This is a genomic window from Piscinibacter sp., from assembly GCF_050175855.1.
Lineage (GTDB): Bacteria > Pseudomonadota > Gammaproteobacteria > Burkholderiales > Burkholderiaceae_C > Piscinibacter.
Genome location: NZ_JBFXIO010000166.1, coordinates 1 through 10,436, shown reverse-complemented (window position 1 = coordinate 10,436; position 10,436 = coordinate 1). Strand labels below are relative to the sequence as shown.

Below are 10,436 nucleotides of genomic sequence, written 5' to 3'. Positions count from 1 at the left end.
GCGCGACCTCGAGGACAGCGATGCCCTCCACTGGGGAGAGGGAGTGGTGTCAGTCGGAGCGCGCTCCATAGGCTTGGTCGGCGAACTCGCACCAGGGCCCGACTACAAGCTCTACCTGTCGCCTGAGTTCGTGGAAACCGAGGCCGAGTTCATGCGGCTGAAGGCAAGCATGGTCCGGGTTGGAGATGTCAAGACCTTCAAGAACTTCCTGGTGGCCGTGCCGGAGTCCGTAGACATCGCCCAGTACAACACGGTGATCATCTGGTGTGAAGCCTTCGGTCAGTTCATCACCGCGGCCCAGTACAGGTAGCCCTTGCAGCGTGTTCGTCGCAGCGACGACCCCAAGGGTGTTGCACTTCACCTCGCGACTCAGCCCTGACGCAGACACCGCGAAGCGCTCGCGGTAAGCTGCACGCATTGAGCTTCCCGCAATGGAGTCGCCGACATGGCACAGCATAGCCTTCCGATCGTTCTCGCCTTCTCTCCGGAAGACCAGACCTGGCTTCGCGTTTCGTCGGTGTCGGTACCACAGTTCTTCGAAGGACACACGGAGGTTCCTGTTTCCGGCGATGCCCTTCGCATTGGCGGGCGCCAGTTCATCGTTCAGGCGCGCGTCTGGGAACACGACGGAATGACCCCCACGTTGCGCCTGCTGCTCAGCAGCGGTCACGCGGCGAGCGACACGGTCTTCGGGTGAGCCGGCCGGCAGATCGGTGCAGCGGCCCAGGCCCCGAGCCGCTGGAGCAAGTCCGGCAGTCGGAACTCGCCTTTGCAGCCACCATGGCCTCGCGGGACCTGAACGCCTTCGCGGGCTTCATTGCCGAGGATGCCGTCTTCATCAATGGCGGCCAGCCGCTGCGCGGAAGAGCCGTCATCGTGCAGTACTGGGAACGCTTCTTCTCCGGTCCCGAGGCGCCCTTCTCGTGGAAACCGGAAATCGTCGAGATCGCGGCCGGCGGGACGCTCGGGTACACGGAAGGGCCGGTGACCTTGTCATCCGGGGAAAGCAGTTCCCGCTTCTACACAACCTGGCAGCGCCAGCCGCAGGGCGGCTGGCTCGTCGTCTTCGACAACGGCTACCGCGTGTGCCAGTAGCCCCGAACGAGGGCGTGCGACCGTGGCGCCGCGCTGCTGACCGGATGCTGCGTGGCCGATCCATCCTCCCCTGCCGTCTCGGCGTTCCAGCCGTGTACGGGCGAGACTCCGAGCGGCCCGTAGCGTCGGGCATCCGGCACAGGTGGAGGCCGGGATTCGGCCTTCCCGACACACCCAACTCCCATGACCGTCATGACCCCACCCCTCATCCGCCCGCTGTGGGCCCTGTGCACAGCCTCCTGCCTTGCGGCTTGCTCGACCGCCCCCCCGCCCGCGGCTGACAAGAGCATCCCCGCCTACCTGCTGGCTGCGACCGGCTGTGCCATCGTCGCAGGGGGAGACATCGGCAGCCGCTTCTCCGACAAGCAGGTCACGGCCCTGTGGAGCAAGATCAACGCGGCCGTCACCACCGAGCTTCATCAGCGGCTCGTGCACCAGAAGTACAAGGCCTTGGCCCTGCTGGTGCCCGTCGAACGCACGCGCCAGGCCGAAGACCTGGTGTTCGAGCAGGCGGCGCTGCGTCGCTGCAACAGGGTGCTGCAGGTTTCGCACGTGGTCGCCGAAGACACGTCGGGCAAGTACTTCCGCTTCGACGTCGCGCTCTTCCGTGCCCAGCCGAAGCAGGACGCCGCCGCCACCGATGCCGGCATCACGGTCGTCGCGATCGGCGAGTTCCAGCGCAGCTACCGCTATGCGCGAACACAGGAGAGCTTCGACAACTTCTACACCGGCACCTTTGCGGATCAGGTGCTCGCCGATCTCACCGCGGCCGGCGCCCTGGTGCCGCTGCGCTAGCAAGGCAGGCGGTCGGTGCCGGATGCACTCGCGCTCGCCGTGCTGGCCGGGGGGTGGCCGCACTCTGGCTCGTGCCGGGCATCGCCAGCGTGACCAGCTGGCGACGGCTGAGCGCGACTTACGCGGCGCTGCGAGCTGCGCCGTCCGCCGGGCTCAGCGCTTGTTATTGCGGCGCTTCGGCGAGGCAGCCGCCTCGGTCGGCCATCCGTGGGCGGAGACGAGTACCGTGCGGATCTCGCGCCGCGAGGCCTGTGCCGGCGGCGGCATCGCGCCCGCCGGCGTCGTCGGTACGGCGCGCTGGGCCGCCTTCTCCTTGTCGTACGAACCTGTGTTCAAGCCGGTTGCCTTGCTGATGCTGAGGGGCGCGATTGTAGGCGGGCGACCGGCGCGAAAGCCCCCTGGCTGACAGACCGACGGCCGGCTACGATGCCGGCCCGGAAGCCCCCAGAGGTTCCGCCCATATCACCGTGGTACTGCCGTGAACCTGAACACCGCCCGCGTCTTCGTCCGCGACATCGGCCGTGCACGGCACTTCTACGCCGAGACACTCGGGCTGAGCATGCACGCCGAGGGGCTGGCGCAGGGCTACTGCGTCTTCAATGCCGGCAACTGCGAACTCGTGGTCGAGGCTGTTCCCGCCGACGCGCCCGCCGAGGATCAGGCACTGGTCGGCCGCTTCACCGGGCTGTCCTTCCTGGTGCCCAGCGTGCACGTGGCGCACCAGGACCTGACGCGCCGTGGCGTGGAGTTCACCGGGGTACCCGAACGGCAGTTCTGGGGTGGCACCCTGGCCACCTTCCGCGATCCGGACGGCAATCAGTTCCAGATCGTGCACCGGGGGCCGGCCTGAGCCGGCGCCGGGTTGCGGTTCGTCCGACAGATCGATGCCCATGCCACTGCAAGACCACGCGCGCTTGCGCATGCGGCGCCTGGCTATCCGCCGCGTCGAACGCGGTGACCTGCCCGACCTGCTGGTCGTCAACGGCGACGATGCGGTGACGCGCTACCTGCCGTATGCGACGTGGCGGTCGCTCGCCGACGGAGAGGCCTGGTTCGAGCGCATGGCTGCACTGCAAGCGGCCGGCGGCACGGCGCAGTACGTGATCGAGCACCTCGAGCTCCAGCGCGTCATTGGCAGTTGCCTGCTGTTTCGCCACGACGAAGCCAGCGCCCGCGCCGAGCTCGGCTACGTGCTCGGCCGCGTGCACTGGGGCCAGGGGCTGATGTTCGAGGCCTTGAGCGGCTTCGTTGCCCATGCCTTCGGCACGCTGGGCTTGCGTCGCCTCGAGGCCGACGTCAACCCGCTCAACGGCGCCTCGGTGCGCCTGCTCGAACGCTTGGGCTTCGCACGCGAGGGCCTGCTGCGCCAGCGCTGGGTGACCAAGGGTGAAGTCTGCGACTCGCTGATCTACGGCCTGCTGCGCGAGGAGGCAAGGCCATGAGGCGTGCGATGCTGGCCGCGGCACTCGTGCTGGCAGGCTGCACCGCAGTGCCGCCGCCGGGCCCACGGGGCGATGCCCTGCACCGGGCGCTGCACGGCCTGTGGTGCAACTCGAACGACGGCGGGCGAAGCTGCTGGGCATGGGACGAGTTCAGCGCGGATGGTCGCTTCCGCGCCTGCGGCCGCACCGACGACGACCCGCGCCCGTTCCGCGGTGAAGGCCGGGTCGAGGTGAGCGGCCGGCGCATGTGCTACACGGTCGACGCCGCCAGCGAGAACTTCTGGCTGCGGCCCGGCCAGCGCTACTGCACCGACATCGTGGCCATCGACGCGCAGACGCATCGCTACCGCGATATCGACACCGGCGCGGAGTTCACCTTGTTCCGGCGCGACAATCGCGCCGTACCTTGCCCGTGATCGCATCGGGACTCCCCGCCATGCCGCAGTTCGACATCTTCGCCGGAACCATCTGCATCGGCCACTCCTGGCTGGAGCACCGCGACGCGCCGATCGGCGTGGCCGCCGGCCGCTTCGTGCCGGCGCCAGCCTACGCGCGCGTGCAGCCGGCCGTGCTGGCCGGCGCAAGCGGCACCGGGCCGGAGGTGGCGTTGCGCGTGCTGGCCCCCGACGGCCACGAGCTGGCCGGCGAAGGCAGTGTGCAGATCGTCGACTACTCGCCCGAACTCGGCGACGATGCCATCGAGGTCCATGTGATCGGCATCGAACCGGAGCGCTACGGGCAATGGTTCCCGACGCAGGCCACGGGCTTCCAGGACACGCTGGCGGTCCCGCCGCGCGATCTCTGAACTTCCGCACGAGGAGAACACGATGCCCAAGGGCTACTGGGTGGCGCGGGTCGACGTCGCCGACGCCGAGCGCTACAAGGACTACGTCGCCGCCAACGCGGTGGCCTTCGCGAAGTACGGCGCGCGCTTCCTGGTGCGCGGCGGCCGCTTCGAGAACCCGGAGGGCGGCTCGCGAAGCCGCAACGTGGTGATCGAGTTCCCCAGCTACCAGACGGCGCTGGATTGCTGGAACTCGCCGGAGTACCAGCGGGCGCTGGCGATCCGCGCGCCGATCTCCACCGGCGACGTGATCATCGTCGAGGGCTACGACGGGCCGCAGCCGGCCTGAGAGGCTGCGCCCGGCGTCAGCCGATCTCGCTCTGGCGCTCGACGATGCGCGAGACGATGCCGTACTCGATCGCCTCGGGCGCGCTCATCCAGAAGTCACGCTCCATGTCGGACACCACAGTCTCGTAGGGCCGGCCGGTCTGGCGGGCGATCACCCGCGCGATGCGCTCGCGCGTGCGCAGGATCTCCTTGGCCTGGATGGCGATGTCGGTGGCCTGGCCGCCGGCGCCGCCGGCGGGCTGGTGGATCATGAAGCGCGTGTTGGGCAGGCACAGCCGGCGCTCCTTCGGCGGCGCGAGGAAGATGTGCGCGCCGGCACTGGCCACCCAGCCGCTGCCCACGGTGGTGACCGGGGCGCGCACGAAGCTGATCATGTCGTGGATGGCGTCGCCCGACTCGACGTGGCCACCCGGCGACGAGATCAGCATGGTGATCGGCGCGTCGGATTCCTCCGACAGCGCGAGCAGCCGGCGGCAGGTGGCCAGGGCCATCTTGTCGTCGATCTCGCCGAACACCAGCACGTAGCGCGACTTGAAGGCCAACTGCTCCTCCAGGCGGCCGGTGGCGGCTGCGTCGGCGGGCTTCTTGTCGTCGTCGGCGAGGCGGTGGTCGTTCATGGGTGCTCCTTGTGAGGTCGGATGGTGGATTCTCGCGCAGCCGCTCAGGCCTGGCCGCCGTGGTCGTTGATAAAGCGGCGGTCGATCCGGTCCTTCCAGCGCCAGACCCAGCGCCCCTCGGCCGACAGCGCTCCCCAGCTGGCGATGGCGTACCGGTCCCCGCAGGCCAGCAGGTTCAGCGCGCGCGGCTGCGGCTTCCAGGGCTCGATCTGCCCGCCGGCGATGAAGCGCCGCAGGTTCAGCGCCAGCGGCGCGCCGGCACGCAGCGCGTAGACGCCGCTCCTGGGCCGCGGCGCCTCGAGCAGGGTCGCGGTATCGCCGGCGGCAAACACCTCGGGGTGCGAGGTGCTCTGCAGCGTCGCACCGGTGGCCACGAAGCCGCGCTCGTCCAGCGCCAGGCCGGTGTCGCGCAGCCACGGCGGCGCGAAGGCCGGCAGCGCGATCACCGCGGCCTCGCAGGCCACGCGCGTGCCGCGGCCGAGCAGCACGTGCTCGGCGGTGACCTCGGCGCAGACGTCTTCCAGGATCGTCACGTTGCGGCGCTTGAGAGCGCGGATCACGCGCTGCTGCACGGCCGGCGGATGGCTGGGTACGGGCGGCCCGCCGCCGGTGACGAGGCTGACGCGCGAGCGGTCGCCCAGGCGATGGTGGATGGCCAGCGCGAGCTCCACGCCCGCCGCACCACCGCCGACCACCACCACGCACAGCGCACGGCTCTCGGCCAGTTCGCGCATGCGTTCCCACAGCGCCGCGAAGGCCTCGATCGGCCGCACGAACAGGCCGTGCTCGCGGGCGCCGGCAATGGCCTCGCGGTCGATGGTGGCGCCGGTGTCCAGGCTGAGCACGTCGTAGGGCAGCGTGCGGCCGTCGCCCAGCGTCACGGTGCGCGAGCCGGTATCGATCGCGGTGGCCGCGGCCTGCAGCAGGCGCACGCCGGCCCGCTCGGCCATCGGCGCGAGCGGCACGCTGCATTGCTCCAGCGTGTAGTGGCCGGCCACGAAGCCGGGCACCATGCCGGAGTAGGTCAGCCTCGGCCAGGGCGTGACCAGGGTGACCTCGGCGCCGGGCAGCGCCTCGGCGGCGAAGGCGCGCAGCACCTGCAGGTGGGCGTGACCGCCGCCGAGCAGCAGCAGCCGCTTCATCGCGACAGCACCAGGTCGGCCACGAAGGCGAGGCTGCGGCCGCCGGTGTTGTCGGCATCGGCCCCCACGGCCGCACCGATCACCGCCGGCGCGGCGTCGGCCTCGTCGCCGAACAGCTTCAGGAAGTCGGCTGCGACATCACGCCGCTCCTCGTGCCAGCGGCCGGTCTCGGCCGAGCGCAGCACCAGGTAGCGCATGCGCCGGCTGTAGGGGTTGGGCACGGCGCTGCCGGCGGCGATCTGCCGGTCCCACACGTAGCAGACGGTCGCGGCGGGCAGGTCCTCGCCGCTCTTGCTGCGCGCCAGGCGCAGCAGTTGCCGCTCGAGGAAGGGCACGCGCGCCAGCGGCAGGTCGAAGAACACGCAGACCTTGGCCGCGTTGTCATCGCCCTGCTTGTTGCGCAGGTCGGCACCTTCGGCGAAGCGGTCGACGCGCCAGCGCCAGGCCAGCGTCAGCCCCTGCGCCTCGGTACGCAGCTCGTGCACCAGGTTGCCATAGGAACCTTCGGCGTCCATGCGCAGCGCAGGGCGGCCGTCCACGGTCTCGATCGCGTAGCGCGTGGCCGGGAACTTCTGCTGCGGCAGCTTCGCCTCGCGCCAGGCGGACTGGATGCCGCCGCCAGCCCCGGCCAGCGGGGCGAGCAGTTGGGCGGAGACCGCGGCGGGCAGCAGCGCAAAGGTCAGCAGGAACAGGGCAGGGGATCTCATCGGCGGCGCCACGCATGGTAGCGCCCCACCCACTCCAGCAGCCCGGCCGGCGCATGGGCGCGCTTCCACTCGCCGGCCGCGTACTTGTTGGCCTCGCTCATCGTCGGGTAGGTGTGGATGGTGCCGAGGATCTTGTTCAGCCCCAGGCCGTGCCGCATCGCCAGCACGTACTCGGCCAGCAGTTCGGCGGCATGCGCGCCGACGATGGTCACGCCGAGGATGCGGTCCTTGCCCGGCACGGTGAGCACCTTCACGAAGCCGTGCGCGGCGCTGTCGGCGATGGCGCGGTCGAGGTCGTCGATGCCGTAGCGCGTGACCTCCACCGCGATGCCCTTCTCCTTCGCCTCCTGCTCGCTCAGGCCGACGCGCGCCACCTCCGGGTCGACGAAGGTCGCCCAGGGGATCACCGAGTAGTCGGCCTTGAACTTGCGGAAGGTACCGAACAGCGCGTTGACGGCGGCGTACCAGGCCTGGTGCGCGCCGACGTGGGTGAACTGGAACGGACCGGCCACGTCGCCGGCGGCGAGGATATTCGGGTAGATCGTCTCGAGGTAGTCGTTGGTCTCGATCGTGCGTCCGGTGGGGATGCCGAGTTCCTCCAGCCCGAAGCCCGACAGGCGCGCCTTGCGGCCCACCGCGCACAGCAGCTTGTCGAAGCCGATGCGGTGTTCCGTACCTTCCCTGGCGACGACGAGGAAGCGCTCGCCATCGACGATCTCGCAGCGCAGCGCCTGGTGGCCGGTGAGCACGGTCACGCCGTCGCGCTGCAGCGATTGGGCCACCAGTTCCGAGACCTCCGCGTCCTCGCGCACCATCAGCCGCGGTGCCATTTCCACCTGCGTCACCTGGGAGCCCAGCCGCGCGAAGGCCTGGGCCAGCTCGCAGCCGATCGGCCCGCCGCCCAGCACCACCAGCCGCGCCGGCAGCTCGCGAAGGCCCCACAGCGTGTCGCTGGTCAGGTAACCGACGTCTGCCAGGCCGGGCAGCGGCGGCACCGCCGGCTCGGCGCCGGTGGCGATCACGATGCTGCGGGTGGCCAGGGTCTGCATCGTGCCGTCGGCCAGCGTGACCTGCACGCGCCACGGATCGACGATCCTCGCCTCGCCCTGCAGCACCTCCACGCCCAGGCCGCTGTAGCGCTCCACCGAATCGTGCGGCTCGATGTCCTTGACGACCTGCGCGACGCGCTCCATCACCTGAGCGAAATCGAGCGTCGCCTCGGCGCGGGAGATGCCGTACTTCTGCGCCTGGCGAACCTGCTGCATCAGCGTGGCAGTGCGGATCAGCGCCTTGCTCGGCACGCAGCCGTAGTTCAGGCAGTCGCCGCCCATCTTGTGCCGTTCCACCAGCGTGACGCGGGCCTTGACCACCGCGGCGATGTAGCTCGTCACCAGCCCGGCAGCGCCGGCGCCGATGACGACGAGGTTGCGATCGAAGTGCTTCGGCTTCACGCCGGCCCAGCGCGCATAGACCTGCCGTGCCTTCAGCGCATCGACGATCTTCTTGGCCACCAGCGGGAACAGGCCGAGCAGCACGAAGGCGCCGAGCAGCCCCGGCGAGAGGATGCCCTTGAGAGACTCGATGCGCGCCAGCTGCGTGCCGGCATTCACGTAGACCAGCGTGCCGGCCAGCATGCCGAGCTGGCTGACCCAGTAGAAGGTCCAGGCCCGCATGGTGGTCAGGCCCATCAGCAGGTTGATCACGAAGAACGGGAACAGCGGCACCAGGCGCAGCGTGAACAGGTAGAAGCCGCCCTCGCGCGCGATGCCGCGGTCGACATCGGCCAGCCGCGCGCCGAAGCGCTCGCGCACGCCGTCGCGCAGCAGGTAGCGTGCGGCCAGGAACGCCAGCGTGGCGCCGACGCTGGAGGCGAAGGACACCACCAGCGTGCCCACCGCGAGGCCGAAGATCGCCCCGCCGGCCAGCGTGAGGATCACCGCGCCGGGCAGGGACAGCGCCGTGGCCGCCACGTAGATCGCGAAGTAGACGCCGATCACCCACAGCGGCCGCGCGTCGTACAGCGCGGCGAGTTCGGCCTGGCGCTGCTTGAGCGCCTCGAGGCTGAGGAAGCGGCCGAGGTCGAAGGCGAAGAAGGCGGCCACCGCCGCGATCAGCACCAGCAGCACGATCACCTGGCGGCGGTTCATGGGGCGGCCTCCTCGTCGTCGAGACGGATCACGCGTGCGCCCGGCGGCACGTCGTGGGCATCGTGGGTCACCAGCACGGCCGGCACGCCCTGGGCGCGCAGCCGCTCGAACACGAAGGCGCGGAAGCGCTGGCGCAGCGCCATGTCCAGGCGCGAGAAGGGTTCGTCGAGCAGCAGCGCGCGCGGCTGCGCCAGCAGCGCACGCAGCACCGACACGCGCGAGCGCTGCCCGCCCGACAGCGTGTGCGGCAGCCGCGGCCCGTAGCCGGCGAGGTCGGCGCCGACCAGGGCGGCCTCGGCGACCGAGCGCCGCTCGGCGTCGCGGCCGGCCGGCAGCGCGAACAGCAGGTTCTCCAGCACGCTGAGGTGCGGGAACAGCAGGTCGTCCTGGAACAGGAGGCCGATGCGGCGCTGCGCCGTGGGCAGGTGAGCCACCTCGCGGCCGTCGATGCGCACCGAGCCGCTCGCCGCCAGGCCCGCCGGCAGCGCGCCGCACAGGAAGGCCAGCAACGAGGACTTGCCCGAGCCGCTCTCGCCCATCACCACCAGCACCTCTCCCGGGCCGACGGTGGCCGACAGGCCGTCGATCAGGGTGCGCTGCAGCGTTGCGATGCGGATGCCGACGAGCTCCAGCATCAATGCGTCTCCAGGCCGAGCCGGCGCGCCTGCCGCCGGCCGAGCCACCAGGCCGCGCCGAAGATCAGGGCCGGCAGCAGCGCCTGCAGCAGCGCATAGGCGGCCAGCAGCGTGCGCTGGCCGCCGGAGGCCAGGGTCAGCGCCTCGGTGGTGACGGTGGCGTAGCGTCCGGCACCGACGAACTGCGTGCTCAGGTACTGCGCCACGCTGACCGAGAAGCCCACCGCGAAGGCCGATGCCAGCGGTGCCAGCAACATGGGCCACTTGATGCGCAGCAGGAAGGCGGCACGCGAGCGGCCCAGCGCCCGCACCGTCTGCTCGTAGCGCGCATCGAAGCCGCGGTAGGCCGGCGCCAGCGCCACCAGTGCATAGGGCGCGGTGAACAGGCTGTGCGCCAGCCACAGGCCCGTCAGCGAACCGTCCAGGCGCAGCAGCAGCATCAGCTGGTAGAGCCCGGCCACCAGCAGCACGCCAGGCACGAGCATGGTCGCGAACACCAGCGGCGCGGCCCGGTCGTCCCACCGCGCCGGGGTGGTCTCCATCCAGGCCACGGCGAGCAGCACGCCGCTGGCCGCCGAGGCCAGCCCGAGGCCGGCGGTGTGGACGAGCACGGGCAGGCTGGCCACCACGCTGGCCCAGGCATCGAACGACACCACCTGCGGCCACAGCGCCGGAAAGCGCCACACGCCGGCCACCGAGACGAAGGCCAGCAGCGCGAGAGCCA

The 10,436-nt window shown here is 70.7% G+C and carries 15 protein-coding genes and 1 pseudogene; 9 read left to right on the top strand and 7 right to left on the bottom strand.

Annotated features, from left to right (window positions below; translation table 11 throughout):
• The 4 genes from AB7U92_RS13840 to AB7U92_RS13825 all read left to right on the top strand — a co-directional run.
• The coding region (locus tag AB7U92_RS13840) for a DM13 domain-containing protein (RefSeq protein ID WP_428577730.1) at positions 1–310 on the top strand (310 nt) is incomplete at its 5' end.
• A gap of 135 nt (positions 311–445) precedes the next feature.
• On the top strand, positions 446–697 hold the full coding sequence (locus AB7U92_RS13835) for a hypothetical protein (RefSeq protein ID WP_428577728.1): 252 nt from the start codon (positions 446–448) through the stop codon (positions 695–697).
• Positions 694–1,095 carry a YybH family protein gene (locus AB7U92_RS13830; protein ID WP_428577725.1) on the top strand — a complete coding sequence of 134 codons (402 nt, stop codon included), beginning with the start codon at positions 694–696 and terminating at the stop codon, positions 1,093–1,095. Before AB7U92_RS13835 ends, AB7U92_RS13830 begins: the two co-directional genes overlap by 4 nt.
• Before the next feature lie 192 nt (positions 1,096–1,287).
• On the top strand, positions 1,288–1,890 hold the full coding sequence (locus tag AB7U92_RS13825) for a hypothetical protein (protein WP_428577723.1): 603 nt from the start codon (positions 1,288–1,290) through the stop codon (positions 1,888–1,890).
• 153 nt (positions 1,891–2,043) lie between these two features.
• Here the strand turns inward: AB7U92_RS13825 and AB7U92_RS13820 are convergent, their stop codons facing one another.
• Complete coding sequence (locus tag AB7U92_RS13820) at positions 2,044–2,226, bottom strand: hypothetical protein (RefSeq protein WP_428577720.1); 183 nt, start codon at positions 2,224–2,226, stop codon at positions 2,044–2,046.
• A gap of 142 nt (positions 2,227–2,368) precedes the next feature.
• Between AB7U92_RS13820 and AB7U92_RS13815 the strand changes: the two genes are divergently transcribed.
• From AB7U92_RS13815 to AB7U92_RS13795, 5 genes are read left to right on the top strand one after another with little or no spacing between them, the layout of a single operon-like run.
• Positions 2,369–2,740, top strand: coding sequence for a VOC family protein (locus AB7U92_RS13815; RefSeq protein ID WP_428577717.1), 372 nt, complete (start codon positions 2,369–2,371; stop codon positions 2,738–2,740).
• A gap of 40 nt (positions 2,741–2,780) precedes the next feature.
• Positions 2,781–3,332: a GNAT family N-acetyltransferase gene (locus AB7U92_RS13810; protein WP_428577714.1), complete on the top strand. Its 552-nt coding sequence runs from the start codon at positions 2,781–2,783 to the stop codon at positions 3,330–3,332.
• Positions 3,329–3,748 carry a hypothetical protein gene (locus AB7U92_RS13805; RefSeq protein ID WP_428577712.1) on the top strand — a complete coding sequence of 140 codons (420 nt, stop codon included), beginning with the start codon at positions 3,329–3,331 and terminating at the stop codon, positions 3,746–3,748. Before AB7U92_RS13810 ends, AB7U92_RS13805 begins: the two co-directional genes overlap by 4 nt.
• A gap of 20 nt (positions 3,749–3,768) precedes the next feature.
• Positions 3,769–4,137 carry a hypothetical protein gene (locus tag AB7U92_RS13800; RefSeq protein WP_428577709.1) on the top strand — a complete coding sequence of 123 codons (369 nt, stop codon included), beginning with the start codon at positions 3,769–3,771 and terminating at the stop codon, positions 4,135–4,137.
• A gap of 22 nt (positions 4,138–4,159) precedes the next feature.
• Positions 4,160–4,465 (top strand): DUF1330 domain-containing protein, encoded by a 306-nt coding sequence (locus AB7U92_RS13795; RefSeq protein ID WP_428577706.1) that lies wholly within the window; start codon positions 4,160–4,162, stop codon positions 4,463–4,465.
• 16 nt (positions 4,466–4,481) lie between these two features.
• Here AB7U92_RS13795 and AB7U92_RS13790 read toward each other — a convergent pair whose 3' ends face one another.
• From AB7U92_RS13790 to AB7U92_RS13765, 6 genes and pseudogenes are all read right to left on the bottom strand, one after another.
• On the bottom strand, positions 4,482–5,081 hold the full coding sequence (locus tag AB7U92_RS13790) for an ATP-dependent Clp protease proteolytic subunit (protein ID WP_428577703.1): 600 nt from the start codon (positions 5,079–5,081) through the stop codon (positions 4,482–4,484).
• 44 nt (positions 5,082–5,125) lie between these two features.
• Complete coding sequence (locus AB7U92_RS13785; protein ID WP_428577700.1) at positions 5,126–6,223, bottom strand: FAD-dependent oxidoreductase; 1,098 nt, start codon at positions 6,221–6,223, stop codon at positions 5,126–5,128.
• On the bottom strand, positions 6,220–6,930 hold the full coding sequence (locus AB7U92_RS13780) for a DUF3047 domain-containing protein (RefSeq protein ID WP_428577697.1): 711 nt from the start codon (positions 6,928–6,930) through the stop codon (positions 6,220–6,222). Before AB7U92_RS13780 ends, AB7U92_RS13785 begins: the two co-directional genes overlap by 4 nt.
• Entirely contained in the window at positions 6,927–9,077 is a 2,151-nt protein-coding gene (locus AB7U92_RS13775; protein WP_428577694.1) for an FAD-dependent oxidoreductase, read from the bottom strand. Before AB7U92_RS13775 ends, AB7U92_RS13780 begins: the two co-directional genes overlap by 4 nt.
• Positions 9,074–9,712, bottom strand: coding sequence for an ATP-binding cassette domain-containing protein (locus AB7U92_RS13770; protein WP_428577691.1), 639 nt, complete (start codon positions 9,710–9,712; stop codon positions 9,074–9,076). The genes AB7U92_RS13775 and AB7U92_RS13770 overlap by 4 nt, the downstream gene beginning before the upstream one ends.
• Positions 9,712–10,436, bottom strand: a pseudogene (locus tag AB7U92_RS13765) (ABC transporter permease); the annotation flags it as partial. The pseudogene AB7U92_RS13765 and the gene AB7U92_RS13770, both read right to left, overlap by 1 nt.

Excerpts from the sequence above, each read along its gene's own strand:
- AB7U92_RS13770 (WP_428577691.1), bottom strand. The coding sequence starts at position 9,712 with ATGCTGGAGCTCGTCGGCATCCGCATCGCAACGCTGCAGCGCACCCTG.
- AB7U92_RS13800 (WP_428577709.1), top strand. The coding sequence starts at position 3,769 with ATGCCGCAGTTCGACATCTTCGCCGGAACCATCTGCATCGGCCACTCC.
- AB7U92_RS13790 (WP_428577703.1), bottom strand. The coding sequence starts at position 5,081 with ATGAACGACCACCGCCTCGCCGACGACGACAAGAAGCCCGCCGACGCA.
- AB7U92_RS13810 (WP_428577714.1), top strand. The coding sequence starts at position 2,781 with ATGCCACTGCAAGACCACGCGCGCTTGCGCATGCGGCGCCTGGCTATC.
- AB7U92_RS13775 (WP_428577694.1), bottom strand. The coding sequence starts at position 9,077 with ATGAACCGCCGCCAGGTGATCGTGCTGCTGGTGCTGATCGCGGCGGTG.
- AB7U92_RS13825 (WP_428577723.1), top strand. The coding sequence starts at position 1,288 with ATGACCCCACCCCTCATCCGCCCGCTGTGGGCCCTGTGCACAGCCTCC.
- AB7U92_RS13785 (WP_428577700.1), bottom strand. The coding sequence starts at position 6,223 with ATGAAGCGGCTGCTGCTGCTCGGCGGCGGTCACGCCCACCTGCAGGTG.
- AB7U92_RS13795 (WP_428577706.1), top strand. The coding sequence starts at position 4,160 with ATGCCCAAGGGCTACTGGGTGGCGCGGGTCGACGTCGCCGACGCCGAG.
- AB7U92_RS13805 (WP_428577712.1), top strand. The coding sequence starts at position 3,329 with ATGAGGCGTGCGATGCTGGCCGCGGCACTCGTGCTGGCAGGCTGCACC.
- AB7U92_RS13835 (WP_428577728.1), top strand. The coding sequence starts at position 446 with ATGGCACAGCATAGCCTTCCGATCGTTCTCGCCTTCTCTCCGGAAGAC.
- AB7U92_RS13780 (WP_428577697.1), bottom strand. The coding sequence starts at position 6,930 with ATGAGATCCCCTGCCCTGTTCCTGCTGACCTTTGCGCTGCTGCCCGCC.